This is a genomic window from Asticcacaulis tiandongensis (assembly GCF_006475605.1).
Lineage (GTDB): Bacteria > Pseudomonadota > Alphaproteobacteria > Caulobacterales > Caulobacteraceae > Asticcacaulis > Asticcacaulis tiandongensis.
In genome coordinates, this window is the sequence record NZ_ML636837.1 from 544,712 (window position 1) to 569,614 (window position 24,903).

The following is a 24,903-nucleotide window of genomic DNA, read 5'->3' on the forward strand; positions in this document are numbered from 1 at the left end:
GACTATATTACAGGGTATCATGACAATAACGGCACGAATCGACATCATTAACGACAAGGGACTGCACGCCCGCGCCTCGGCCAAGTTTGTAAAAACTGCCGCGCTTTATGATGCGCAGGTGACCGTCATCAAGGACGACAGCCGCGTCGATGCGCAGTCGATCATGGGCCTTTTGATGCTGGCGGCTTCAAAAGGCACGTCAATTGAGCTTGAGGCCGAGGGCAAACAGGCCGAGGCTGCGGTTCAGGCGCTGGTGACGCTGGTGGGTGATCGTTTCGGTGAGGAGTCCTGAAGATGAAGCAATGGGCGCGGTGTGGATTGATGGTTCTGCTTCTGGCCGTTTCCGCACCTGTGGCCATGGCCGAGGACGAGGACGGTTCCGAATATGATGAAATCGTCGCCAAACCCGTAGCTGCGGCCAAGCCGCGCCCCAGAGCGCGGGTCGCGCCGGTTAAAAAGGCGGAACCGGCCCCGAAGTTGCCGGACGCGCCGATCCCTTATCAGACTCTGCCGGGGGCTGTGTCGGCACCGGCGGGGGTGACGGGGGCTATGGAACACAAGGTGGTGCCAAGCTTGCCGACACCGGCAAAGGTGCATAACCTGCCTGAAGCCATCACAGCGCCGGACGCATTGAGGCCGCTGCCCGCGCCAATGCGGTCATTTGAATCTGAGCCTTTGCCGCCACCCCCTGCGCCACCGGCATTTGTTTCAGGCGATGTGCTGAACCTTAAGTGTGAGACGCAAGTGATATCGGCCAATCGGGTGGTGACAAACGGCGCGTTCTTTATTGAGGTCAAACCGTCCGAGGTCTTTGGTGACAGTGCACGCTTCAAGGTAATGTTTGCCGATCCACGGCATGAAAGCCTGATCAAGGAGACCCTGTGCGAGACGGTCAGCTGTAATATCCGTATCAGTGCCAATTTCTATGAGCTGTTCAATCAGCGCACAAAAAAGGGCAAGAGCCTCAAGGTGACGCTTGATCGGCGTAACGGGGCCTATCTGGCGCAAAACCGCGACGGGGAAACCGATACGGGGGACTACGAGCAGGGCTATTGCCTGCCGCAGGTCGAAGGCCGCAAGCTGTTTTAAGAGTTTGCGCTCACCGCTTAGGCGGTGGCTGAGCCATAGGCGGACATGAGTACCTCCGATACGGCCCCCATGGTGTCACGTGCGGCGTCATTGGCGCAAGCTGCGCAGACGACGCCGGTATTCGGGTCAATGAGAACTTCTGCGTACCACATGGTGTTTGAGCCGTTATGGAACAGGGCACCGTCTTCGCGTTTCATCCAGCCTAAGGCATAGTTGCCGCCGAAATGGGGTATATGCAACATGGCCCAGTTTTGCGCCTTCAGGAATTTGGCGGGCTGGTCGCGGTGCGCCGTCAGATAGGTGATCATGTCGGCTAATGGCATATGCACGCGTCCGGCCGGGCCAATGGCGACGACATTGTCGCTGCCGGGCACACCTGCCGGATCGGGAACGCGTATGCCGTCCTTAACCGTGTGGCCCAGTGGCTGGTCGATCTGGCCTTTACGGCCCGGTGCGCCCTGTCCGGCATGTCTGATGCCCAGCGGTTTGAACACTTCGGTCTGGATCAGGGTTTCCCATGACGTGCCGGTCAGCTTTTCCAGCATGGCACCGGCAACCGCATAGCCGTTATTGCTGTAGACCATCTGTTTGCCGATAGCGTCAGCGGGGGGAAAGGCCAGTGCCGTTCGGGCGAATCTCAGGCGTTCTTTGCGTGCGTCGTCAAGTTCGTGGCTGAATTCGACGCCGTTGACATTGGGCTGTAGACCTGAGCGGTGGCTCAGGAGATGCAGGAGCGTGGCGTCACGATAGGCCTCAGGGACGCTGAAGTCGGGTGTATCGAGCACCTGACCAATCGTGGTGTCCCACTTGATGACGCCTGCCTCAACCAGACGGGCGCACAGGGTGGCGGTCATGGACTTGGTAATCGAACCCCAGTGCCATTGATCCTCAGGCTGCGCCGCGATTTCATCGTCGCTGGAGCGTGCACCACGCACGATCAGGTCTGAACCGTTGCGGCTTGCCCACGCCGCGCCGATGGCAGGTGTTTTTGCTTCGATGCGGTGTGCATTAAGGGATTCCGGGGTAAGGCGACGCCAGGCCGAAGACGGCACGATGGCCATGCCGCGCGCCAGACGCATATGGAAGACCTGTCCTTGCGTGAAGGTGCCATCGATAAAGCCATCCGGCGTCAGGTGTCCGTCGAAACTGGCATTGATGCGCTTGGATACAAGACGGATACGGTCCGCTGTGAGGGTGACCTCGTCAGGCGTGATAACGGCACCGCCCTGATCAACGCTGATCACATCGATCCGGTCATCGGCAACGACCAGCCGCACGGTCAGGCGGGTGCGGCCTGATTCCAGAAGGCCCGTCCATGTGCCCTCAAACGGTGAGGTGGCGGATGCTGAAGCGCCGGTGGCCCCGACGCCAAGGCTTGCGATAAGGCCGGTAAGGTGGGCGCGCCGTGTATGGGTAAAGGTCACAATAAGCCCCTGAGCTATGTTTATGACCCTATTTAGTCATAGCTCAATATGAATGGCGAATGAATTGCCAGCGCATTGCCAGTCAGGGGCCTCTAAGTATTTTTACAGACGGCGGAAGGCGGTAGGCTGGCCGACACCGGCGGCGGCAATGCGGTCAACCGCGTCACGCAGGGGTTCGATCACCGTCTTCATGTGGTGGCCGTTGGCGTGCACGATGTGATCTTCGTCAGCCATGATGGCGACGTGGCCCTTCCAGAATACCAGATCGCCGCGATAAAGACCTTTGAGGTCGGGGCCGATCTCTAAGGCATGGCCAAGGGCGGTCTGCATGTCCGAATCACGCGGGCAGGCGCGACCGGTGGCATAGAGGGCCTGTTGCACCAGACCTGAGCAGTCAAGGCCATCGCTTTCGCGTCCGCCCCATTGGTAGGGGGCGTTGAGATAGCTTTCGGCCACCGTGACATAGTCGCCGGAGAAATGGCTGAAGTCGCTGATGTGGCCGAGATAGATCCAGCCCATATCATTGATGCGGGCAAACTTGCCGTCCGTCTCATCGACGCTGACGAGGGCATTGAGGCTTAAGGCCGTGACAATGGCGGATTTCAGATTGGGCTGGCTGAAGACATAGGTGCGTAAGGTCGACACAAAATGCGTCGGTACGCGCCAGTCCTGCGTCAGATCGCTTTCGCGCACATAGCCGACATAGCCGTCGCGAAGGGCCTGACCCCAGACATAGTCACGTGATTTTTCGATGACGCGGAAGCGTTCGCCAAACAGAAGCTGATTAACCTGTTCGGCGGAATCGTTCGGGCCGGTACGGATCGCCGTCGCGGCGCGCGCACAGCCGAGTGTATCGCCGACAACGAAGGTTTTGGCCCGGAAAAGGCCCTGCAATGCCTGATCCGCCTTGCCGTCCTTATAGGGCGTCATACGGGGATCGAAACCTTGAAAATCGTCCTGAGCCATTCAGAATCCGCCTTGGGCTACCATCACTAAATTCGTTATGCTGCCCTTAAGGAATGTGAAAAAAGCATTAACACATAAGGGCTTATACTGCTACCATAGACCGAAGGTACGAACTTCCGGTTAATGGCGCCGGTAAATAAGAGGGCGTAATGGCACTATTGTCCAAAGACCGCGCATCAAGGTTCCGGCTGATTAATTTTTACCCGCCGATGATCGGGGCGGGGATAAGGGTGACGAAGGTTTCGCCTGATTTTACGCGTATAGATGTCGAGATGAAGTTGCGCTGGTGGAACCGCAATGTGGTTGGCACGCAGTTCGGTGGATCACTCTATATGATGTGCGATCCGTTCTTTATGGCCATACTGATGACGAATCTGGGGGTGGACTATATTGTCTGGGACAAGGCGGCGCGGATTGAGTTTGTGCGCCCCGGACGCGGGCGGGTGACGGCGCATTTTCATATTCCTCAGGCAGAGATAGAGCGCATCCGTAAGGTGGCGGACGAAAGCCACAAGATTGAGCCTGAATTTGAGATTGACGTCCTTAATGATGCCGGTGAGGTGGTCGCCAGAGTGCATAAAACCCTTTATGTGCGACGCAAGCGAGACCGTGCGACCGGCTGAAAATTATTCATTTAAAAATAACCAATTATATGGCTAACTTCTAAAAATGCTGCACTTTATTGTGCGCAATAAAAAGCATAAGGAGGATGCCTGATGACAGGTCTTATGGCGGCGGACAAACCGCTTATGGCGGCGGTGACGGGCAGGGCAGGGCTAATCCGGTTGAACCGGCCCGAAGCGCTGCATGCCCTGACGACCAACATGTGTCAGGTCTTCTCGGATGCCCTGTCGCGCTGGGAGGCGGATGATGGGGTGGCCTTGGTGATGATCGATCATGCGCCTGAGACGCGCGGCTTCTGTGCCGGTGGGGATATTCGGGCCGTGGCCGAAAGTGCGCGTCTGGCCCGCAGTGGTCTGGGGGATGCGGCGGCGGCGAGGCGTTTCTTCCGCACGGAGTACAGCCTGAATACGCGGCTTAAATATTACAGCAAGCCGCTGATCGCCTTTATGGACGGGGTCGTCATGGGCGGCGGGGTCGGTATATCGGTGCACGGGGCCTATCGCATTGCCACGGAAAATACGCTGTTTGCCATGCCTGAGACAGGGATCGGTTTGTTTCCCGATATTGGGGGCGGCTGGTTTCTGCCGCGCCTTAAAGGGGAACTGGGTATGTGGCTGGCCCTGACGGGGGAGCGCCTGAAGGGGGCCGATGTCAAGGCGGCAGGCATTGCCACCCATTATGTGGCATCAAAGGATCTGCCGGCGCTGAAGGCGGCCTTAAGTGAGTCGTCATCCGAAACCATAGAAGACATTCTGGCCCGTTATGACCGGCCCGTTAGTGCGCCGTCCTATGCGGAACATATCGAGGCGATCAATCGTATTTTTGGCAAGCCGACGCTGACTGATATTGCGCTGGCGCTCAAGCTTGAGGACAGCGACTGGGCGCAGCATCAGGGCGAAGTGCTGGCGACCCGTTCGCCTCTGTCTCTGGCCGTGACGCACCGGCAATTGCGCGTGGGGCGACAGATGCAGCGGTTTGAGGAGGTCATGCGCATGGAATATCGCATTGCCTGCCGGATGTGCCTGAGCAATGACTTTGTCGAAGGCGTGCGAGCGGTGCTTGAGGAAAAGGATATGTCCCCGCGCTGGTCGCCGGTATCCATAGGCTGTGTGCCGGAAGCGACCGTGGCCATGATGTTCGCCCCGCTTGATGTCGAGCTTTATGATTAGGCGTTGAGACGCAGCGTGTGCGACCCAGATAGCGCTTGACAGAATCGGTTGTGCGCCCCTATGTTAGCGCTAACAATAAATAGAGACTACGGGAAGAAACCTTATTTCGGACGCGCGACTTCGTGCTGCGCCGCTTGCCGAATCTTGTACTTTTATGATCCAGCCTCCCTTGCGCGTTACCCTAAGGACGCGGAGGAAACTTTGCCGGTACGCCTTCCCATGGCCGGTGCGCCTTCCTGACGGTTTCATCCGTCATCCCTGGTTAGTTTACCGTCAGGAAGGCGTGTTTTTTATCCGGCAATAATGATCTTTTCGCGGGCGTCAGGTTGGTCGGTCCTAAGTCTTATGTCGTTCAGGCTCAGGTTTTTGACATGACGTGCCCACAGGCCCCATGCGGGCGTTATGCCGAACATGGACGGCTCCGGATAGGCGCGGGGCAAATCGTCGGTAAAGGGCGCGATCTGATCTGAGGTGATGCCGCCGCGATAGGTCAGGTCGATATTGTCCAGCGTCACATCTTCAATCGGGCTTTCGGGCTGTCCCATCAAAAGCGCGCAGTAATCCGGCAATATGTCTGTGGCTGTCAGATTGCGGATGCGCACCCTGCGGATGTTACCGACCTTAGTCCCTTCCGGCCCCCTGAGGCGTGCGCCGATGCGTAAGAATATCGGCGCGGTGGTGATTTCGGTCAGGGTGAGGTTTTCGACCTCTATGTCTTCAATGGTGCCGCCATCGACGGTTTCCAGCGCCAGTCCGCGCGAGCGTTCAAAGTGGCAGTTACTGATGCGGATGCGCCGGAAATCACCGTTTGATTCGGTGCCGATCTTGATGCGTCCGGTGACGCGATCCTGATCGGGCGACAGTGCCTGCGTGCGGCCTTTGGTGTCATCGAGCATGGTGCCGAGGTCGTAACCGGATACGGTGCAGTCGGTAATGGTGATGTCTTCGCACGGATTGAGGTGCCCCAGCGCGAAGCTCGATTTCAGAACTATGGCGTCGTCATTGGGGGTGTTGACGCGGCAGCCTGTTATCGTCACGCGACGGCAGCCGTCGATATCCAGACCGTCGCGGTTGGTATCAACCGTCAGGTTTTCGATGGACATATCTTCGACGCCGGTGGCCAGAAGGGCGAAATGTCCGCCGTTTCTGATAGTGAAATCGCTTAAGGTTACATGGCGGCATTGTTTCAGGGCAATCGCCTTGTTGCCGAGGCCGCGCATGGCCTCCAGTTCCGGCACAAGTTCGGCCATGACTTCCGCCGACAGGCCGCGCATGGATAGGGGAAATTCACCGGCCTGAGCGCTCCAGCGCGAGCCGGGGCCTTCGCGGGTCATGGCCGAGCCGTCAATCACGCCCGCGCCGGTAATGGCGATATGTTCGGCGTCTTCGGCCCAGATCAGGCTGTTGCGCCAGTGCGAGTGGCCAAAGTCCTGATAGAGATCGTGCGGGTTATCCTCGAACATGTCGTAGGCCCCGTCATGTATTTCCGGGTCGGCAGCTATCAGTCCTGCGCCGTCCTCAAGGTGCAGGGTGACGCCGGACAACAGGCGGATGGAAAAGCTTAGGTAGCGTCCGGCAGGAAAGATGACCTGACCGCCTCCGGCCTGATGGGCGGCGATGATGGCGGCATTAATGGCATCGGTGTCGGGGTGCGCGCCTTCACCGGAAGCCCCGTACGCTTTTACTGAATAGGTCATAATGCGGATCGTCCCTTTTTTATCTTATAGGTCAAGCCATAGCCACGTCGGACAGACAGGTAAACCGTCCTTGCGACTTTCTGTGAATATGCGAGGAATAGGCGTAGGCAAAATAACAACAGGGAAACGATCGATGCTGAAAACCGTTCTGGCTATCTTTGCGACCGCAGCCATAGGCCTGACTACGCCGGTGCTGGCCGACACGGCACCGGTGCGTGTGCTGATTGTTTCCGGTGGCGGCTGGCATGACTATGCGGCGCAGCGCGACATTCTTGAGGCGGGCCTTAAGGCGCGGCTTAATGTGACCATCGATCACGTCTTTTATGACGTCACGCCTGAGGATGATAAGGAAAAGCCTGCCCTGCCGATTTTTGGCAATCCCGATTATGCCAAAGGCTATGATGTGGTGATCCATAATGAATGTGCGGCAGGCATTACCGATCAGGCGATTATAGACACGGTTCTGGCGCCGCACATCAAAGGTATACCCGCCGTCAACCTGCATTGCGCCATGCACTCCTATCGCTGGGGGGACTGGCGCAAACCCGTGGCCGAGGACGCGCCCAATGCCAAATGGTATGCGTTTACGGGTATGCAATCGACGGGTCACGGGCCTCAGGCGCCGATAGTGCTGTCGAAAGTATCAAATGCGCCGGTACTCAAGGGGCTTGAGATGTGGACGACGCCGGATGAGGAGCTTTATAACACCCTGACCGATTTCGGTGTGATCCCGCTTATGGTCGGGACACAGCCGGATATGTCGGATGAAAACTGGCGTAATAAAACCTTTGCCGTTGCCTGGCTGCATTATTATGGCCCCAAGCGTACCCGCGTTTTCAGCACCACTCTGGCGCATAACGAAGACAGTATGCGCGATGCACGTTATCTCGATCTGGTGGCCAGAGGTGTGGCCTGGGCAGTTGGGGGGCTGGATGAAGCCGGAAACCTAACCGATTACTTGCAGCCGGTAGGGTTGAAAGAATAGCGGGAAGAATGCAAATCATAATACCTTCAGGCATTGTCGCGAAGTGCCAATGTATCGCCACACCAAAAGCGGAGCAATTTCCCCCACCATTCCAAAGAAACCGGTAGCAACCAAGTTTCGAAAGATGGGGTTGGGGCATCTCCAAGTCTTCGGGATGCCTCAAAGTGTTGCAACCCTTGTTGAAGCGCCTCTAGCAGGCCAATTGTTGCGGCTTCCTGAACGTAGGCGTCACCGCTGGTATGCCATTGCTCTATAACAGAGAAAACCGCACTGAAATCTGCTACGTCTTCCTTGATTAGTCTATCCAATAGATGTTGAGCCAGATCACTGAGAGCCAAATATAGAGGTAAATCAGGCTCATCGCTCCACATGTCTACAAACGCCCGCCATTCAGGTTCAAATGACGGACATGCAGATAGCATGGGGTCAAACATATTTGTTCTCGTTATTGCGGCCATAAGGCATATAAGCATTAAGATGTTTCGTATTCAACTCGGATGCCTCCGCTAGTAACTATAGCCCAACTAATGCAGACAGGGCCGATCCGGTGATAATAGCACCGCTTTCTGCGATAGTTTCGTAAGTGGCCTTCCAACAATATCTATCAAAACCTAAACCCTAACAGCTTGTTAACCATAATTGCCTAGGGTCTGATCGATATTTTATGAACGACAGGCCCCATGCAAGACCTTCTCAACACCGCGCGAAATATTGACCCGCTACAGGTCTATGGACGCGTGGCGGTGGTCAATGGTTTGCTGATTGAGGCCAAGGGCGGCATGTCTTTCATGGAGGTCGGATCGCGCTGTCTGATCATGCGGCGTCATGATGCCCCGCTGCCGGTCGAGGTGGTGGGTTTTCGCGAAGATCGTGCCCTGATGATGCCGTTTGGCCCCGTCGAAGGCGTGGCACCGGGAGCGGAAATCCGTATCTCGAACGAAGGGGCCAAGGTCTATCCGACAACGGGGTGGATGGGGCGGATCATTGACGCCTTTGGTGACCCGATCGACGGGGGCGGGCCTCTGCCTAAAGGCGGGGTCGGCTATATGCTGAAGGCCGCGCCGCCGCCAGCCCATTCGCGGGCGCGGGTGGGTGAGCGGCTCGATCTGGGGGTTCGGGCGATGAACGTCTTTACCACCTGCTGTCGCGGGCAGCGGTTGGGGGTGTTTGCCGGTTCCGGTGTGGGTAAGTCAGTTCTGTTGTCCATGCTGGCGCGTGAAGCGGCCTGTGATGCGGTGGTCGTTGGCCTGATCGGTGAGCGCGGCCGTGAGGTGCGTGAATTTGTTGAGGAAACCCTGGGTGAGGCCGGTATTTCGCGGGCCATTGTCGTGGTGGCGACCTCGGACGAACCAGCGCTGAAACGTCGTCAGGCGGCCTATATGACGCTGGCCCTTTCGGAATATCTCAGGGATCAGGGGCTGGAAGTCCTGTGTCTGATGGACTCGGTGACGCGTTTTGCCATGGCCCAACGCGAGATTGGTCTGGCGACGGGCGAACCGCCGACGACCAAGGGCTATACGCCGACCTGCTTTGCCGAACTGCCGAAATTGCTGGAACGGGCAGGGCCGGGGCCTGTGCGCGAAGACGGCACCCAGACGGGGCCGATTACCGGCCTGTTTACCGTTCTGGTCGATGGTGATGATCATAATGAGCCGATTGCCGATGCCGTGCGCGGTATTCTCGATGGCCATATTGTCATGAGCCGCAATATTGCGGAACGCGGACGTTTTCCCGCCATTGATGTACTGAAATCCATCAGCCGTACCATGCCTGCCTGTCAGACGCCGCCGGAGCGCGAGGTGGTGCGCACGGCACGGGCGGTGATGTCAGCTTATAGCAATATGGAAGAACTGATCCGCATCGGGGCCTATCGCACCGGTGCTGATCCCTTGGTGGATCAGGCGATTGCGCTTAATCCGCATATTGAGCAGTTTTTAACCCAAAGCCCCGAAGAAGCCACAAGTCTTGACGAGTCGTTTACGATTTTGGCGCACATTCTGAACGGGTCGGGTGAGGATTATAACGGGGCTGACGTCTGATGGCTAAATGGGTTAAATCTCTGGTGCGTATTTCGACCTATGAGGTCGAGACCTTGCAGAAACGTCTGGCAGAGGTGGCGGCGCGGCGCACGCAGGTCGAGATGCGTATTTCTACGCTCGATGCCGAATTCGCCCTTGAAATCGCCCGTAACAACGAAGACCCGTTTATGGCCGCCCAGATACCGGCCTATCGCAAGGGCTGGGTCATGCGCCGCGAACAGGCTGTGTCCGAGCTTGAGCTGATTGCCCACGAAGAAGCCGGTATCCGTGACGAACTGGGCACCGCCTTTGAGGGCCTCAAGAAGTTTGAGCATGTCGCCGAGGTCACGCGTCTGAAGCGTATGGCGGCGGAACTGAAGCGTGAGAATGCGGCGCTGGATGAGGCGGCCCTAAGAATGAAACGCGCTGGATGATTACGCGCCGCAAGGCTCTGGTCACGTCTTTAGGGGCTGCGTTGATGACGGCCTGTGATGGGGCCGCGCAGGGCGATCCGGCTGCCGTTAAACCACTTAAGGATATTACACCGTTCCCGCTGGGGGTTTGCGCCATGACGGCGCAGCTTAACGACCCGCAGTGGAAGTCACTTGTTGCCACCCATTTCGACCGCCTGACGCCGGAATGGGAAATGAAGATGGAATATATTCTTCAGGACGACGGGTCGCTGAAATTCGATGCGCCGGATCGGCTGGTGAGCTTTGCGCGTCAAAACCGGCAACAGGTGATTGGGCATAATCTGATCTGGTATGTGCAGGATGGCCCTTATTTTCAGAAGCTGAAAGGTAATCGCGCGGCGTTTCAGAAAGCTTATGAAGCCTACGTGACCGATGTTGTGACCCATTTCAAAGGCCTACCCGCCTGGGATGTGGTCAATGAACCGATCCTCAATGATGGTTCGGCCTTACGCGATTGCCTGTGGCGGGAGGTTCTGGGGGATCACTATATCGATATCGCCTATCGCGCGGCGCATCGGGCCGATCCGGCCTGTGAGCTTATTCTCAACGACTATAATCTTGAATATACGCCCGCCAAGCGCAAGACCTTCCTCAGGTTGGTTGAGCGTTTGCAGAAAGAGAATGTACCTGTGCATGTGCTGGGCACCCAGACACATATTTCAGCCGATCTGCCCAAGGGCGCTATCCGCACGGCCATTCAGGAACTAGCGGCGACGGGGCTGAAAATCCATGTTTCAGAAGTTGATATCAGCCTGAGGGATGCCACCAAGGGACTGGTGGATTTTGCCGGTTATCGCAAGAAGCAAAGCGCGCTGATGGAAGAGATCATCGACAGCTTTCTGGCCTTGCCCAAGGCGCAGCAGTTCGGTGTCACTATCTGGGCGGCACGCGACAAGGATAACTGGATGAACCGCAAGACCAGGCCCTTGTCGGATGAACCTGTGCTGTTTGACGATCTGGGGGGGCTTAAGCCGATGGGCCAGACCCTTGTGCAGGCGGTAAAAGACCGGGGCTGAGCCTGCTCTTCAGGAAGATATGCAAGATACCCCACCCGTCATTTGGCTCAAGCCAAATGCCACCCTCCCCGCCAAAGGCAGGGAGGTATGAAGGATGAATTTAACCGCGTGGTGGGGTTGAATAGAAGGGGCTTTCAAGCACGTCTTCGGAAGCGGATTGTGTCGCGGTTTCTGTGGCGGGTGTATCGGCAACAGGCGTGGTTGCCGGTTCAGACCATTCGCTGGCTGGATGCGTATCTGTGGGCACACCCTTAGCCTGAGCGGCCTGTTCAGTGGTCACGCGCAAAAAGCGCAGATCCTCGGCAATGCGGAAAATGGCGACATAGAATTCACAGAACGAGCGCCACAGCAAAAGCGCCGCCAGGATAAACAGCGATCCACCGACCAGAAACGGCAGGGCGAGGAAAAAGCCCCACGGGGTTTCTTCGCGAATGGCGATCCCTGCCGCACCACCGACGACGCCGAACATGGCCAGTGTGATCAGCGCCAGACCGGCCCAGTAGATGATATGGATCACCGGGCGCGTCATCAGCCGGTCAAAGGTCAGAAGATCAAGAAACAGGTCTCTGGGTTTGCTCTTGCCAAAGGCTTTGTTGATTACGCGGTTCATACGGTCTTGCCCTTAAACTTCTGCCGCCTGATATGATTTATGCCGACTCATAACCTAATTTCCCGAAAGACATAAGGCCCTATACCTGCCCTACGGTTCTCAGGCGAACCTTGGGGTGGATTTCGTTCTGGCTCATGACCACGGTGCTGCCTCTGAAACGCTCTACGATGGAGCGCACATAGGGCCGCACGCCCGGACTGGTCAGCAGCACCGCCACATCGCCGTTCATAGATACGCGCTCAAACGTATCGCGGACGGCGCGAATGAAGTCCTGTAGCTGCGACGGGGCCATACTGAGCTGGCGTTCTTCGCCCGCCCCAACCAGCGATCCGGCAAAGGCATTTTCCCAGTCATTTGACAGGGTTACGATGGGCAGCGCGCCGTCTTCGGCGCGGTTCTGCCAGCACAGTTGCCGCGCCAGACGCGCCCGCACATGCTCGACCATATGGGAAATGCTTTTGGTGTGCGGAGCGACTTCGCCCAGACCTTCGAGAATGGCCGGAAGGTCGCGAATCGAGACGCGTTCTTTCAGAAGCGCCTGTAGCACGCGTTGCAGGGTGGCGACCGTCACCACAGAAGGGATCAGGTCTTCGATCAGTTTTTTCTGATCGGTCGGGGCATCGCGCAGAAGTTTTGAGACATCGGCATAGGACAGAAGCTCCGGCATATTGTCCTTGAGGATTTCCGTCAGGTGGGTGGTGATGACGGTCGCCGGATCGACAATGGTGTAACCGAGGAAGGTGGCTTCTTCGCGCAGGGCATTGTCGATCCATGTGGCTGGCAGGCCGAAGGCCGGTTCTTTCATATGCTCACCGGGCAGTTCCACCTGACGACCGGCGGGGTCCATGGCCATCAGATGCCCGATACGCACCTCACCGGCACCGGCCTCCATCTCCTTGATGCGTATAGTGTAGCCCTGAGAGTTGAGGCGCATATTGTCCATCAGGCGCACCGACGGCATGACGAAGCCATATTCCTGCGCCAGTGTGCGGCGCAGGGCCTTGATCTGGTCGGTCAGGCGGTGGGCCTCAAGGTCGTTGATCAGGGTCAGAAGGCCGAGGCCCAGTTCGATCTTGACCTCGTCTATGGCGAGACTGGCGGCGATGGATTCTTCTTCGGCTTCGGTCTCGGTCTGTACCGGCACGATTTCTTCGACAACCGGCGGCGGTTTTCGCCCCTGCTTCCAGGCCATAAAACCGGCCGCGAGAGAAATGGCGGCGAACGGTATCAGGGGCATGCCGGGCACCAGCCCGAGAACGCCCGAGGCGGCAGACACCATGCCGAGCACCACCGGATTGGTCGACAGCTGGGCCGCCAGCGCCTTATCGGCGGCCCCATCAACACCGGCCTTGGAGACAAGGAAACCGGCAGCGATAGAGATGATCAGGGCCGGTATCTGCGTTACCAGACCGTCACCAACCGTCAGGCCTACATAGACACTGGCCGCTTCACCGGCAGGCAGGCCGTGGGTGAGGATACCGATCAGAATGCCGCCAACAATATTGATGGCGGTGATGATCAGACCGGCAATGGCGTCACCGCGCACGAATTTCGAGGCACCGTCCATGGCCCCGAAGAAGCTCGATTCCTGTTCGACCTCCTTGCGACGGCGTTTGGCTTCTTCCTGATCGATCAGGCCGGAACTGAGGTCGGCGTCGATCGCCATCTGCTTGCCGGGCATGGAATCGAGGCTGAAGCGCGCCGAGACTTCGGCGATACGGCCGGAGCCCTTGGTGATGACGACAAAGTTCACCAGCACCAGAATGGCAAAGATGATCACGCCGATAATAAAATTACCCTGCATGATCAGCTGGCCGAAGGCCTGAATGACCTGACCGGCGGCGTCAGTGCCTTCGTGGCCATGTGTTAGCACAAGGCGCGTCGAGGCGAGATTAAGCGCCAGCCGGAACAGGGTCGCAATCAACAGAACCGTCGGGAAGGCCGAGAACTCAAGCGGTTTCTTGATCAGCACCGCCGTCATCAGGATAAGCACAGACGAGGTGATCGATATCGCCAGAAGGATATCGAGCAGCATCGACGGCAGGGGTACGATGAGCATCACCACGGTCAGGATGATCCCGACCGCGAGTAAAACCTCGGTACGCTTCAGCCAGCCCCAGATTTCACCGGCCTTGAAGGGCGCTACGCCTGATGTCGCCGTGGCTTCAGCCATTACCGGGCATCCTCCCCTGCGAAGCGGGGGCAAAGTATAAGTTTCGTTAGCGTAGAGTATGGAGCGCAAGCGGACATGACGCAGGAGGCAAAACCACCGCCGCTATGCCCCCTCCGTCGCAGACTTCGCTGCGACACCTCCCCCGCTTCGCAGGGGAGGATGTTATGTTTGATCTCAGGCGACATGGGTGCCGGACTGTGGGGCAGGCACGTCGATGCCGGCGTCGGAATATTCCTTCAGCTTGTTGCGCAAGGTGCGGATCGAGATGCCGAGAATATTGGCCGCATGGGTGCGGTTGCCGAGGCAGTGGCTTAGGGTATCAAGGATCAGGGTCTGTTCGACCTGAGCGACCGTTGAGCCAACAAAGGTGCGGGCGGCGCTTTCGGCGGCTTGTGAGGCGCGGTTGATATAGTCCATGCCGATGGGGGCGGTGGCATTGAGCGGCTGGCCGTCCGGCAGACGGATAGCCTCGGCGTCAATCTCATCGCCCATAGACAGCAGCACGGCGCGGTGCATGGCGTTTTCCAGTTCCCGCACATTGCCCGGCCATGAATGGGCCTGAAGGCGGCGTTTGGCCTCAAGCGAGATGGGTTTGAGCGGGATGGCATTGGCTTCGGAATATTTTTTGGCGAAATAATCCGACAGGGCGAGAATGTCTGCCGGACGTTCCCGCAGGGGCGGCAGGGCCAGATTGATGACGTTCAGGCGATACAGCAAATCTTCGCGGAAAGAACCTTCCTTGACGGCACCGGCGAGATTGCGGTTCGAGGTGGCCAGTACGCGGATATTGACTGGCACAGGCTTTGCGCCGCCGACGCGGTCAATGACGCGTTCCTGAAGGGCGCGCAGCAGCTTGGCCTGCAGGCGCACATCCATTTCCGAGATTTCATCGAGCAGCAATGTGCCGCCGTCAGCTTCCTCGAACTTGCCGATGCGTCGTGCGGCGGCACCGGTAAAGGCCCCTTTTTCGTGGCCGAACAGCTCGGATTCCAGCAGATTGTCAGGGATGGCGGCGCAGTTGACCGAGATAAACGGCTTTTGTGCGCGCTTTGATTTTTCGTGCAGGTATCGGGCAATGACTTCCTTACCGACACCGCTTTCGCCGGTGATCAGCACCGAAGCGTCAGAACCCGCGACCTGATCGGCCAGTTTCAGCACCGCCTGCATGGCCGGATCCTTGGTGACCAGCGGGCGCTGATCATCAGATACAGCGGCCAGCACGGCGGCAATCAGTTCGGCATCGGGCGGCAAAGGAATAAATTCCTTGGCCCCGGCGCTGATGGCCTGAGCCGCCTTGCGCGGATCGGGATTGACGCCACAGGCGACGATCTGAACGTGGATACGTTCGCGCTCATTGGCGGCGATCAGACCGGCAATGTCGAGCTCATAATCGACCAGCAACAGATCCGCGCCCTGACCTTTGCGCAGGGCCTCGGTCGCCTGTTCGACAGTTTCGACATGGGCGACCTTGGCGCCGGTATCCATCGCTATTTTCACAGCGGCGGAAAGCTGACCGCTTAAACGTCCTACAACCAGAAGTCTCATCTTACGGCCTCCTTTCCTTACACATTATCTTCGGATTTGATGATTTCGGTCATGGTTACCCCAAGGCGCTCATCGACCACCACGACTTCGCCACGGGCCACCAGCCGGTTATTGACATAGATATCAATGGCTTCACCGACCTTGCGATCCAGTTCAAGCACGCTGCCCTGACCAAGTTTCAGCAATTGCGAGACCGACATATAGGCGCGACCGAGAACCGCAGAAATATTGACCGGCACATCAAACACCGGCTCAAGATCGGCGGCGGTTTTGTCACCTTCGTCGTCGGCAACGACCGGCAGGGTCTGATCGTCACCGAACTCTTCGAGTTGAAATTGATCATTCGCCATGGTCAGGCTCCTTTTGCGAGGGGTTGCCCCATCGCCTTTTGCTTGTGATAGGCCTCAGCCAGCAGAACCTCTTTCAGGGCGCTGCGCAGGGCCTCATAGACTTTCGAGGGGTCGTAGGCGGCCCGTCCGTCGGGCCACTGGATTTCAAAGGCCCCTTTGGCGGCGTGGGGCTGGTCGCGGAACTGAATGGCACCGGTAAAGCCGGTCAGGGCGGCGGCTTCGCGCACGGCCTTTTGCAGGGCGGCGTCAGGGCTTTGGGCGGAAACGATCAGGCGCGGACTGCCGGAGACTTCGTCGCCCAGTGCCGCAAGCGCCGCCTTGATGGCCGCGTCAGGAAACAGATCAAGCGCGTGTGAGGCAATCTTGTGGGCACAGACCAGCGCCAGCTCAACGCATTCTTCCTTATGCTGCGCCAGAACGCTGTGCAGGGTCTCAAGGCCTTGTCCGGCGGCATCGGCGAGCGCCTGAACGGCCTCGGCCTGTAAGGCCTGCGAAGCGGCCAGCGCTGAGAGTTCGCCCTGTGTGTAGGCCTGCTGGCGAATTTGCTCAACTTCTTCGGGGGTGAAGTATTTTTTCGGGCGTGGCGGCGGGGCAGAGGTGACGCGGCCGCCTTCGTCATAGACCGTACCGAAGTCGAATTTCTTGTATTTGGGGGCATCACTCATAGGGTGTCTCCCTGAAGTGTAGCCGACAATGGGTCTTGGCAGGCATCGCAAGATACCCCACCACCCCGCCGGTGAACCGGCGCGGTCCCCCTCCCCGCCAGAGGCAGGGAGGAGTGAACGGCGACAAAATCACACGCTTGCGCCCTGTCGGTGAAGCCGAGCTTAATAGATAAGTTCATCATCACCTCCCTGACCGGCCAGCATGATTTCACCCTTGGCGGCCAGATCCTTGGCTACCTGAACCATGGTCATCTGGGCGTTATCAACGTCCTTGAGGCGCACCGGCCCCATGGAGTCCATGTCATCGCGCATGATCTTGGCGGCGCGCTCGGACATATTCGAGAAGAACATATCCCTGAGGCCATCCGATGCGCCTTTGAGGGCTAGGGCCAGCTGATCCTTTTCCACGGCGCGCAGCAGGGTCTGGACGCCGCCGGGATCAAGCTTGCCCAGATCCTCGAAGACGAACATCAGGGCACGGATGCGTTCGGCGGACTCGCGGTTTCTTTCTTCGAGCGCGGTGACGAAGCGGCTTTCGGTCTGGCGGTCGAAATTGTTGAAAATTTCAGCCATCAGTTCGTGGGAGTCACGCTTTGAGGTACGTGCCAGATTCGACATGAATTCAACGCGCAGGGTCTGTTCGATCTTGTCGAGGATTTCGCGCTGTACCGGTTCCATGCGCAACATGCGTTGCACGCACTCGAGGGCAAAGTCTTCGGGCAGGGACGACAGAACGCGGGCGGCATGGTCGGCCTTGATCTTGGACAGCACCACGGCGACGGTTTGCGGGTACTCGTTTTTCAGATAGTTGGCGAGGACGGCCTCGTTCACATTGCCGAGCTTGTCCCACATGGTGCGACCGGCCGGGCCGCGAATTTCTTCCATAAGGGCGTCAACCTTATCGGCGGGAAGAAAGGATGACAGAAGGCGTTGGGTCTGCTCAAAGCTGCCCATGATGGTGCCGGACGATGACATGCCCGACACAAATTCAACCAGCAGTTCCTCAACTACGTTTGAGGTCACCGTGCCCAGACCGGACATGGCCTGAGACACTTCCTTGATTTCTTCTTCGTCAAGCTGTGCCCACAGGTCTGTGTGCTCTTCGCCGAGCGCCAGCATCACCACAGCGGCTTTTTCAGCCCCGCTCAGCTTCTTTGGATCATCAATGACATTCGCACGCGCCATGATCTATCCTTGGGTTTCATGCAGCCATGACCGGAGAATCGAGATCGATTCTTCGGGGTGGCGGTCTACAAATTCGGATACCCGTTTGACGGAGGATGCCTTAACCTGACCTTCGATGCGGGCAATATCGATGCGTGAATCCATCTCACTCGGCAGGTTGGCATCGCCATTATAGGCAATGGCGGCATTGTCGCCTGTAGGGCCGGCAAGGGCTGCGCCACCGGCGATAGCTGGCCCGCCCAGCGCAGGGGTTCGCAGACCACCGCCATTGGCCGGATTGATATATTTCAGCATCGGACGGGCGACAAAGAAGATGATCAGCAGGGCGACGAGCGCCAGCACCAGCATCTCGACGGCACGCATGATGTCGTCCTTGGTAAAGTCAAACATGCCCGCACTGGCGGAGGTACCGCCTGCGGCCACGGCGGCATCATGGCTGAAGCGTACGTTCAGTACCTCGACCGTGTCGCCGCGATCGGCACTGAAGCCGACGGCAGCCTTAACCAGCTGATCAAGACGCTGCATGTCCTCGGCTGAGCGCGGGGCATAGGTGGGAGCGGCATTGGCGTCGGCGGCAGGGGTCAGGACGCCATCGACGACCACGGCCACAGCCAGTTTTTTGACGCCGCCGGGCATGATGACTTCGGTGGTGCGAGTATTGGAAATCTCATAGTTGGTCAGTTCGTCGGTCTGATCGCTTGAGGAGCCGTTCACACCGGCACCGGGCTGGGCATTGACGTCGCCGGGGATATTGGCCTCGGCGGTGACCAGACCATCGGGTGACGGCTCGGTTGAGGTATCGGTGGCCGAGGTGGTGCGGGTTGAACGGACAACCTGACCGTCAGGATCGAACTGGGTCTGCTCACGGGTGATGGAGTTCATATCGAGTTCGGCGGTCACGGTGACGCGCGCGGCCCCTGTACCGACCACGCCTTCGACGATTTCTTTAACGCGACGACGCAGGTTTTCTTCGATTTCGGTGCGCTTTTCGGCACCAGCCGCCCCAAGAAGCGGGTCGTCCTCGCCACCGGCGGCCAGAAGACGGTTCTTGTCGTCCACCAAGGTCACATTGCTGGCTTTCAGGCCCGGCACGGCACCGGCCACCAGATTACGGATCGAGCGTACCTGTTCGCCGCTCAGGTCCTGACCGGAGAGGCCGACGACCACTGAGCCGGTAGGCTGGGCGGCTTCTTCCTGAAACAGTTCACGGCGCGGCATGACCAGATGCACGCGCGCAGAACTTATGCCCTTAAGGGAGGCGATGGTGCGGGCCAGTTCGCCTTCGAGGGCGCGTTTGTTATTAATGTTCTGGACAAATTCGGTCTGACCGAGGGCGGGGGCATTATCAAACACCTCATAACCCACCGATCCGGCGGTCGGCAGGCCCTTTGAGGCCAGCATAAGGCGGGTGGAGGCGACATTATCGCGGTCAACCATTACGGTCGAGCCGTCACCCTTGGCCTGATACTTGATGCCCGCCTGATCAAGGGCGGCGGTGATTTCAGCGGCTTCTTTAAGATCGAGATTGGAATAGAGCAGGGATTGCGGCTTGCCGCCCATATTCAGCATGACGGCGGCCAGCACGGCGACCACGCCTATTGCGACGCCCGCAATAGCCGCCAGACGGCCTATACCGAATTGTTTGATAAACGAATCCACGTCCGCTTAGCCCCATAATCCACATGCACGGGACACACATCCACCAGGCTGACGCGATCCACTAGGCAGTAATTTCCCAGTGAAGCGTAAACGAGGTGTTAACGGGCGTTAATTTTTCGGATTATTTGGAGACAAGACGGGGACTTAGGGCCTGGAACAAGGAACCTGTAAGTCCTGAGGTTTGCCTGAGGGTTCGCAGAAACAGAAATGGCCCCGTTCTTCACGCAGGAAGCGGCGGGGCCATCTGATTCGTTTACGCCTTTGAACCGTATTAGCGGTACTGCTGGATACGGGTCGTGCGCAGACCGGCCATGCCATGGCTATCAATAGCCTTTTGCCAGCCAATAAACTCTTCGGAAGTAATGCGGTAACGTTCGCATGCTTCCTCAAAGCTCAGCAGTCCGCCACGTACAGCGGCCACTACTTCTGCCTTGCGGCGGATGACCCAGCGCTCCGTGCCCGGAGGCGGGAGGTCGGAGAGGGTCAGCTTTGCCCCGGTTGGTCCAATCACGTATGTATCGCCTTTGCTATCGCGGCGTTTTTCTTGCAGCATGACTTTTTCACGCCTTTCTTACCATCACCATTGATTAGCAAGTTAGCATGAGGAATCTAACATCCGCTTAACCGCCTTAGTAAATTAAGTCCTAATGACGGTATTTGCAGACGTTAATAAGTCATTTACTTTAAGTAACGCCTGTTATTCATTATTAATCCCTGTTAATACTTATCGCTTGATGTTGAGTAGCTCCTGCAACATCTCATCAGCGGTTGTGATGATCTTTGATGAGGCCGAATAGGCGCGCTGGGTGGTGATCAGGCCGGTAAATTCCTGAGACAGGTCAACGGCTGAGGCTTCAAGGGTGGCGACGCTCAGGAGGCCCGAACCGCTATCGCCCGGAACCTTGAGGACATAGGGGCCGGAGGTGGTGGAGACGCGATAGGCGTTACCTGAGACCGGCACCAGACCGTCGGCATTGACAAAGGTCGCCAGAGCCACCTGAGCGATGTCGCGGGTCGAGCCATTGGTAAAGATGGCGGTAACCATGCCGGTTTCGGAAATGGTGATCTCATCGAGAATGCCAAACGCCGTACCGTTCGAGGTGACCTTATGGGTGACGGAGGACGCATTATACTGCGTGAAGCCTGTGCCCAGCGAGTTGAAGTCAATATGGATGTCCTGACCGGCGACGCCTGTGTCAGAACCCCAGCGCACGCCGGCACCGGCATCCCAGGCACCGATAACCAGTTCGGCATTGCCAAAGGTCGCGCCGGTATAGGTCGTGCCGCCGACAATCATGGTGCTGTTGGCCGGGTCGAGCTTGGCGGTGTTTTCGTCGAACATCAGAATGCCGCTGGCGACCTGACCGTTACCGCTGGTAGTGTCCGAACCCCAGGCGGCACCGGCGGGTGTGCCTGAACCGTTTACGATGTCCGGCGACCAGATTTCATAGGCCCACTGGTTGGCACCGATCTTGACCAGTGACATGGTCAGGTTGCGCTCACCGCCAAGGCTGTCGGCGACGGGGATGGTGATTTCCACGTCGGGTTTGGTGGTCGCCAGTGTATTGGGTGTGTTGATATTGTATTTCGACATGGGTAGCGGCGCGGTCGGCGGCGTAGCCGTCACAGCGGCGGCATAGGCTGCACCACCGGTGGAAACCGCCTGAGCGGCATTGAGGTTGGCGCTCAGGCGTGCCGCACTTGAGGCTTCGGCGGTGCCGCCGATGTCGCTGATCTTAATGGGCGCCAGCTGATTGAAGTCGGACGACGAGGTGTTGACTGCGCCCAGTTCGTTTACCGGCCAACCCTGAAGGTAAAGACCGGCGGCGTTTTTCAGGAAACCGTTTTCGTCAGTCGTGAACGAGCCGTCACGCGTAAACAGGTGCAGGTCATTGGCCGTTGCCGTTGGCGACTGTGTGGTGACAAAGAAGCCCTGACCGTCAATGCCCAGATCAAGATCGCTGTTGGTGCGCGACAGACCGGAGATATTCGAGATGACGTGACGTGTCGCGGCATTGACGCCACCGGCATTGTAGCTGCGTTGCTGGGTCGCCGAAGTGACGATGGCCGAAAAGTCAGTGCGCACGCGCTTATAGGCGGTGGTATTGACGTTGGCGATATTGTTCGAAATCGCCGACAGGGCGGTGGCATTGGCGGCCAGACCCGATACACCGGCTTGCATGGAAGCATTCAGACTCATGAGATTAACTCCTTCGCAGAGATATTTCTTATTATGTTGAGGTTAGCTCGCCTTCGCCTGTTCGACGCCGGTGATATAGCTAAGGGGGATGAGGGACATGCCGACCCGCAGGACGGATTGCCCGTTAATGAATTCGGCGGCATCGACCGTGCCGCGCATATAGACCGCAGATTTGATGTCCGCGCCGCCTGCCGTTTTGGCTGTAACCTGTAAGGTATAGTCACCGGCGCGCACCGTCTTGCCGGACGCGTCCTTGCCGTCCCAGACGAAGGTGTTTTCACCCACATCCTTGCCGTCGGCGGAACCGCTCCAGATGACGGTGCCGTCCTTGTTGGTGACCTTGAGGTCAACGGTCTCGGCGGCGGTGCCAAGCGCGTATTTCCATTCAAGGGGCTGATCCTTGAAGGTTTGCGCATCAATATCGGCGGTAACATTCTTGCCAATAAAGCCGACGACGGCGTTCAAGTTGCTGGCACCTTGCGCCACAAGTGTGGCCAGATGCTCGTTCTGCTTAAGTTGCTGCTCGACCGAGGTATATTGCACCAGCTGGTTCGTCCATTCGGTCGAATCCATTGGGCTTAGGGGGTCCTGATTACGGATCTGTGCCGTCAGGAGGCCTAAGAATGTCTCATAGGTCGAGGCCAGACCGGTCATGCCACCAGTCATGGAGGGGGCGGCGGCATTATTACCAACAGCGGTAACCATAGGGGTGCTCCTTAGACCAGCATACTGAGGGACAGTTGCTGTCCGGATGAATAAAGACCGTCGACAGGCGCACCGGCATAGGGGCGATTGTGAACGGGAAGAGGGGCGGGGATATCATTATCCGTGTCGTTAACAGGCAAGGCAGGGTGCTGCCCGTCACGTGAATGGCGCTCACGCGAGGAGAAGCTTAAAGACCCGTCCTCAAGCTGGAAACCGGCCTGCTCGAGCTGGCGGCGCAGTTCGTCCTGACGGCCGCGGAATTCGCTTTCGCTGATCGGACTGTCGAAGCTCAGGTGGGCCGACAGCTTACCATCGGCATTGATTTCAAGGCGCACATCGACGCGGCCCTGATCGGCGGGCTTAAGCTGCATGTCGAACTGCGTGGTCTTACCGGCCAGTTTGCGCGTGATCTGGGCGCTTAAGGCGGCAATGTTTTCCACGGCATGGGACGACAGGTGTGACCCTTGCGGGGCTGGTGCCAGTGGTGGAGCGGCGGTCATAAGCGCAGGCTGTAGCGGCGCTCTGGGGGCTGACAGTTCAGCGGTGGGCGGGGTGGCCGGAAGCTGGGTCGGGCTTTGCGCCGGTGTGGTTTCAGGCGCAGCGGTATCGGGTTTGGCTATGGCCGAGGCCGCATCAGGGGCAGGTTCAGCCTTAAGGGCGACCGTGGTCTGAGGGGTGGGCTCAGGACGGGCAGAACCCAACGGACTGTGCGGCGGTTTGGTGTCTGCGGGGGCCTGTGCCTCTGCGCGTGTGGCCGCAGGGACAGGGGTTTCGCCGTCCGTTGTATCGTCAGCCGTATCTATAGGGAGGGCCAAGGGTGCTGAGGTTAAAGGCGTCCGGGGGCGGGTCACAGGCGTCAGGGCAGCCTGCACGGCGGCGGGCACAGTTTCAGGCGCGGTTGCAGAAGCGGGTGCGGGCGTGACCGGTGCGCGATCAGGGGCGGCGTCCGTCAGGTCAGTGTCCAGCGAAGCCATGTTGGGTGCGGGTGCGGTTACTGACGGTCTGTCTCTGACCGGCAAGGTATCAGCCTGCACGGTTGCAGACTGTAGGCGCGGTGCGTCCGGTGACGGGGCCTGAAGCTCAGGGGCATCAGAGGGTGTTGCCCATGCGATGTCAGACTGTGCCTGTGTATCCGGGATGGCTCTGCCCTGAACGGGGGCATTGTCAGACGCGTTAGGCTGAGGCGCGTTAGTCTGAGGTGTCTGAACGACGGGCGCAGCGGACGCAAGGGATTGAGACTGAACCGGTGGGGTCGCAGACATATTCACGGGGGTCTGCGGGGTTTGTGGCGTGAGCGTGTCGGCAAAGGGCAGCGACGGCGCGTTGACGGTTAGTTCCGGGGCGTCAGAGGCTGTGCTGGGTTGGGCCATGCTCTGGACCGTCGGGGTCTGAACAGAGGGGGTTTGGTCAGGCTTGTGTGTCGACGGTGTTACGGACAAGGGCGCTGCCTGAAGGGCGGTGTCTGCCGGTGCCGCTACGGATGCGCGGGGCGTTGCGAGGTCAGGCTTGGCCATAGCGGCCTGAGGCGTCTCGGTAACCGGCGTCTGGATCGCCTGCGCAAGCTGAGTTACCGGCTGGGCGAGCGTTTCAGGGCGGTTTATGGTGGGCTGACCCGCAGGCAGGGGCATCTCCGCCGGAGCGTCGATTGCCGAAGCCGGAGTCGATACTGATGGTGTCGATACTGATGGTGTCGATACCGATATTGCGGCATCTGAGGACAGGGCCGCAGCGGGCTGTACCGGTGGCCAGATCAGGGTTTGGGTTTCACCTTCTGCGCCAGGCTCCGGAGCGGTGTGCGTATCCGGTGCGAGGGTGAGCGTGGCCGCTATGTAGGTAAAGGCAGGTAAATCCGGTTGGGTTTGTGCCTGCGTATCGGTGTCCGCCAATACCGTATCCAGAAGTCTGGCGAATGCGCCCGACGTTTCACCCGACGCAGCTGTACCGCTCACCGTCAATGGGGCGGTGGGGCCTTTAAGTTCCGGCAGAGGCAGGAAGACGGACGTCATAAGGGTCAACTTCGCAGAATAAGACACAGCCCGACCGGATTGTTCCGGCTTCTGTATTCGGTGAACGCCTTTTGCGTCCAATCACCATCGGCCTACGCAAGGCCTGTGCCATTTGTTAAGGCATTGAAATTTAATGATATAATTTTAGATAAGGCGCAAAGTGCCTAGGTAAAAAGCGCTTTCGCCGGATCAAATTTGCCGGGTAGGCCGCAGGCTGCCGCAGAGGGCCGTGGGCGATTTTTCGGCCTGAGGGGCGCGCGTGGCATCAGTCTTGAAACCCTGTGGACTGATATTCACTTTGTGCGCAGGCCGTTACAGGTAAGATTTTGAAATATAACAGAAAA

The 24,903-nt window shown here is 58.3% G+C and carries 23 protein-coding genes; 8 read left to right on the plus strand and 15 right to left on the minus strand.

The window, feature by feature from the left end; translation table 11 throughout:
- Positions 1-19 precede the first annotated feature (19 nt).
- Entirely contained in the window at positions 20-292 is a 273-nt protein-coding gene (locus E5201_RS02500) for an HPr family phosphocarrier protein (RefSeq protein ID WP_140984415.1), read from the plus strand.
- 2 nt (positions 293-294) lie between these two features.
- On the plus strand, positions 295-1,089 hold the full coding sequence (locus E5201_RS02505; protein WP_140984416.1) for a hypothetical protein: 795 nt from the start codon (positions 295-297) through the stop codon (positions 1,087-1,089).
- Positions 1,090-1,106: 17 nt separating this feature from the next.
- Here the strand turns inward: E5201_RS02505 and E5201_RS02510 are convergent, their stop codons facing one another.
- Both E5201_RS02510 and E5201_RS02515 read right to left on the minus strand, forming a co-directional pair.
- Entirely contained in the window at positions 1,107-2,513 is a 1,407-nt protein-coding gene (locus E5201_RS02510) for a serine hydrolase domain-containing protein (RefSeq protein ID WP_140984417.1), read from the minus strand.
- Positions 2,514-2,615: 102 nt separating this feature from the next.
- Complete coding sequence (locus E5201_RS02515) at positions 2,616-3,479, minus strand: C40 family peptidase (protein WP_140984418.1); 864 nt, start codon at positions 3,477-3,479, stop codon at positions 2,616-2,618.
- Between the two features lie 149 nt (positions 3,480-3,628).
- Here E5201_RS02515 and E5201_RS02520 point away from each other — a divergent pair, with 149 nt between their 5' ends.
- Both E5201_RS02520 and E5201_RS02525 read left to right on the plus strand, forming a co-directional pair.
- Complete coding sequence (locus tag E5201_RS02520; protein WP_140984419.1) at positions 3,629-4,102, plus strand: DUF4442 domain-containing protein; 474 nt, start codon at positions 3,629-3,631, stop codon at positions 4,100-4,102.
- Between the two features lie 93 nt (positions 4,103-4,195).
- Positions 4,196-5,272, plus strand: a complete 1,077-nt coding sequence (locus E5201_RS02525) for an enoyl-CoA hydratase/isomerase family protein (RefSeq protein ID WP_246050358.1) — start codon at positions 4,196-4,198, stop codon at positions 5,270-5,272.
- Positions 5,273-5,562: 290 nt separating this feature from the next.
- On the opposite strand, the gene E5201_RS02530 is transcribed toward E5201_RS02525, so the two are convergent.
- A complete protein-coding gene (locus E5201_RS02530) occupies positions 5,563-6,969 on the minus strand; it encodes a rhamnogalacturonidase (RefSeq protein ID WP_140984420.1) in 1,407 nt (468 codons plus the stop codon).
- 133 nt (positions 6,970-7,102) lie between these two features.
- Between E5201_RS02530 and E5201_RS02535 the strand changes: the two genes are divergently transcribed.
- On the plus strand, positions 7,103-7,954 hold the full coding sequence (locus E5201_RS02535) for a ThuA domain-containing protein (protein ID WP_181404508.1): 852 nt from the start codon (positions 7,103-7,105) through the stop codon (positions 7,952-7,954).
- A 26-nt stretch (positions 7,955-7,980) separates the two neighbouring features.
- Here E5201_RS02535 and E5201_RS02540 read toward each other — a convergent pair whose 3' ends face one another.
- Positions 7,981-8,388 carry a DUF7674 family protein gene (locus E5201_RS02540; protein WP_219993531.1) on the minus strand — a complete coding sequence of 136 codons (408 nt, stop codon included), beginning with the start codon at positions 8,386-8,388 and terminating at the stop codon, positions 7,981-7,983.
- A 246-nt stretch (positions 8,389-8,634) separates the two neighbouring features.
- Here E5201_RS02540 and fliI point away from each other — a divergent pair, with 246 nt between their 5' ends.
- Genes fliI through E5201_RS02555 form a run of 3 tightly spaced genes read left to right on the plus strand, consistent with a single transcriptional unit; the run spans position 8,635 to position 11,461 of the window.
- A complete protein-coding gene (gene fliI / locus E5201_RS02545) occupies positions 8,635-9,993 on the plus strand; it encodes a flagellar protein export ATPase FliI (protein ID WP_140984423.1) in 1,359 nt (452 codons plus the stop codon).
- Positions 9,993-10,406, plus strand: a complete 414-nt coding sequence (locus E5201_RS02550; protein ID WP_140984424.1) for a flagellar export protein FliJ — start codon at positions 9,993-9,995, stop codon at positions 10,404-10,406. Before fliI ends, E5201_RS02550 begins: the two co-directional genes overlap by 1 nt.
- A complete protein-coding gene (locus E5201_RS02555) occupies positions 10,403-11,461 on the plus strand; it encodes an endo-1,4-beta-xylanase (protein ID WP_140984425.1) in 1,059 nt (352 codons plus the stop codon). The genes E5201_RS02550 and E5201_RS02555 overlap by 4 nt, the downstream gene beginning before the upstream one ends.
- Before the next feature lie 100 nt (positions 11,462-11,561).
- Here E5201_RS02555 and E5201_RS02560 read toward each other — a convergent pair whose 3' ends face one another.
- From E5201_RS02560 to E5201_RS02610, 11 genes are all read right to left on the minus strand, one after another.
- Positions 11,562-12,071 carry a DUF4282 domain-containing protein gene (locus tag E5201_RS02560; protein ID WP_140984426.1) on the minus strand — a complete coding sequence of 170 codons (510 nt, stop codon included), beginning with the start codon at positions 12,069-12,071 and terminating at the stop codon, positions 11,562-11,564.
- 79 nt (positions 12,072-12,150) lie between these two features.
- Positions 12,151-14,244, minus strand: coding sequence for a flagellar biosynthesis protein FlhA (gene flhA / locus E5201_RS02565; protein WP_140984427.1), 2,094 nt, complete (start codon positions 14,242-14,244; stop codon positions 12,151-12,153).
- A 174-nt stretch (positions 14,245-14,418) separates the two neighbouring features.
- Complete coding sequence (gene flbD, locus E5201_RS02570; RefSeq protein ID WP_140984428.1) at positions 14,419-15,789, minus strand: sigma-54-dependent transcriptional regulator FlbD; 1,371 nt, start codon at positions 15,787-15,789, stop codon at positions 14,419-14,421.
- A gap of 17 nt (positions 15,790-15,806) precedes the next feature.
- A complete protein-coding gene (gene fliN, locus E5201_RS02575) occupies positions 15,807-16,139 on the minus strand; it encodes a flagellar motor switch protein FliN (RefSeq protein WP_140984429.1) in 333 nt (110 codons plus the stop codon).
- A gap of 2 nt (positions 16,140-16,141) precedes the next feature.
- Positions 16,142-16,804 carry a FliH/SctL family protein gene (locus tag E5201_RS02580; RefSeq protein WP_140984430.1) on the minus strand — a complete coding sequence of 221 codons (663 nt, stop codon included), beginning with the start codon at positions 16,802-16,804 and terminating at the stop codon, positions 16,142-16,144.
- A gap of 162 nt (positions 16,805-16,966) precedes the next feature.
- A complete protein-coding gene (fliG, locus tag E5201_RS02585) occupies positions 16,967-17,989 on the minus strand; it encodes a flagellar motor switch protein FliG (protein WP_140984431.1) in 1,023 nt (340 codons plus the stop codon).
- Between the two features lie 3 nt (positions 17,990-17,992).
- Positions 17,993-19,648 (minus strand): flagellar basal-body MS-ring/collar protein FliF, encoded by a 1,656-nt coding sequence (gene fliF / locus E5201_RS02590; protein WP_140984432.1) that lies wholly within the window; start codon positions 19,646-19,648, stop codon positions 17,993-17,995.
- A 271-nt stretch (positions 19,649-19,919) separates the two neighbouring features.
- Positions 19,920-20,201 (minus strand): CtrA inhibitor SciP, encoded by a 282-nt coding sequence (sciP, locus tag E5201_RS02595; protein ID WP_140984433.1) that lies wholly within the window; start codon positions 20,199-20,201, stop codon positions 19,920-19,922.
- A 171-nt stretch (positions 20,202-20,372) separates the two neighbouring features.
- Positions 20,373-21,848 carry a flagellar hook protein FlgE gene (locus tag E5201_RS02600; RefSeq protein WP_140984434.1) on the minus strand — a complete coding sequence of 492 codons (1,476 nt, stop codon included), beginning with the start codon at positions 21,846-21,848 and terminating at the stop codon, positions 20,373-20,375.
- A gap of 42 nt (positions 21,849-21,890) precedes the next feature.
- On the minus strand, positions 21,891-22,553 hold the full coding sequence (locus tag E5201_RS02605) for a flagellar hook assembly protein FlgD (protein WP_140984435.1): 663 nt from the start codon (positions 22,551-22,553) through the stop codon (positions 21,891-21,893).
- A gap of 11 nt (positions 22,554-22,564) precedes the next feature.
- A complete protein-coding gene (locus E5201_RS02610) occupies positions 22,565-24,559 on the minus strand; it encodes a flagellar hook-length control protein FliK (protein ID WP_140984436.1) in 1,995 nt (664 codons plus the stop codon).
- Positions 24,560-24,903: the final 344 nt, after the last annotated feature.

Coding starts and splice junctions, on each gene's coding strand:
- E5201_RS02600 (WP_140984434.1), bottom strand. CDS start 21,848: ATGAGTCTGAATGCTTCCATGCAAGCCGGTGTATCGGGTCTGGCCGCC.
- E5201_RS02535 (WP_181404508.1), top strand. CDS start 7,103: ATGCTGAAAACCGTTCTGGCTATCTTTGCGACCGCAGCCATAGGCCTG.
- E5201_RS02530 (WP_140984420.1), bottom strand. CDS start 6,969: ATGACCTATTCAGTAAAAGCGTACGGGGCTTCCGGTGAAGGCGCGCAC.
- E5201_RS02540 (WP_219993531.1), bottom strand. CDS start 8,388: ATGTTTGACCCCATGCTATCTGCATGTCCGTCATTTGAACCTGAATGG.
- flbD (WP_140984428.1), bottom strand. CDS start 15,789: ATGAGACTTCTGGTTGTAGGACGTTTAAGCGGTCAGCTTTCCGCCGCT.
- E5201_RS02505 (WP_140984416.1), top strand. CDS start 295: ATGAAGCAATGGGCGCGGTGTGGATTGATGGTTCTGCTTCTGGCCGTT.
- E5201_RS02610 (WP_140984436.1), bottom strand. CDS start 24,559: ATGACGTCCGTCTTCCTGCCTCTGCCGGAACTTAAAGGCCCCACCGCC.
- E5201_RS02605 (WP_140984435.1), bottom strand. CDS start 22,553: ATGGTTACCGCTGTTGGTAATAATGCCGCCGCCCCCTCCATGACTGGT.
- flhA (WP_140984427.1), bottom strand. CDS start 14,244: ATGGCTGAAGCCACGGCGACATCAGGCGTAGCGCCCTTCAAGGCCGGT.
- E5201_RS02515 (WP_140984418.1), bottom strand. CDS start 3,479: ATGGCTCAGGACGATTTTCAAGGTTTCGATCCCCGTATGACGCCCTAT.
- E5201_RS02525 (WP_246050358.1), top strand. CDS start 4,196: ATGACAGGTCTTATGGCGGCGGACAAACCGCTTATGGCGGCGGTGACG.
- E5201_RS02520 (WP_140984419.1), top strand. CDS start 3,629: ATGGCACTATTGTCCAAAGACCGCGCATCAAGGTTCCGGCTGATTAAT.
- fliI (WP_140984423.1), top strand. CDS start 8,635: ATGCAAGACCTTCTCAACACCGCGCGAAATATTGACCCGCTACAGGTC.
- E5201_RS02560 (WP_140984426.1), bottom strand. CDS start 12,071: ATGAACCGCGTAATCAACAAAGCCTTTGGCAAGAGCAAACCCAGAGAC.
- E5201_RS02555 (WP_140984425.1), top strand. CDS start 10,403: ATGATTACGCGCCGCAAGGCTCTGGTCACGTCTTTAGGGGCTGCGTTG.
- sciP (WP_140984433.1), bottom strand. CDS start 20,201: ATGCTGCAAGAAAAACGCCGCGATAGCAAAGGCGATACATACGTGATT.
- fliG (WP_140984431.1), bottom strand. CDS start 17,989: ATGGCGCGTGCGAATGTCATTGATGATCCAAAGAAGCTGAGCGGGGCT.
- E5201_RS02500 (WP_140984415.1), top strand. CDS start 20: ATGACAATAACGGCACGAATCGACATCATTAACGACAAGGGACTGCAC.
- fliN (WP_140984429.1), bottom strand. CDS start 16,139: ATGGCGAATGATCAATTTCAACTCGAAGAGTTCGGTGACGATCAGACC.
- E5201_RS02580 (WP_140984430.1), bottom strand. CDS start 16,804: ATGAGTGATGCCCCCAAATACAAGAAATTCGACTTCGGTACGGTCTAT.
- E5201_RS02550 (WP_140984424.1), top strand. CDS start 9,993: ATGGCTAAATGGGTTAAATCTCTGGTGCGTATTTCGACCTATGAGGTC.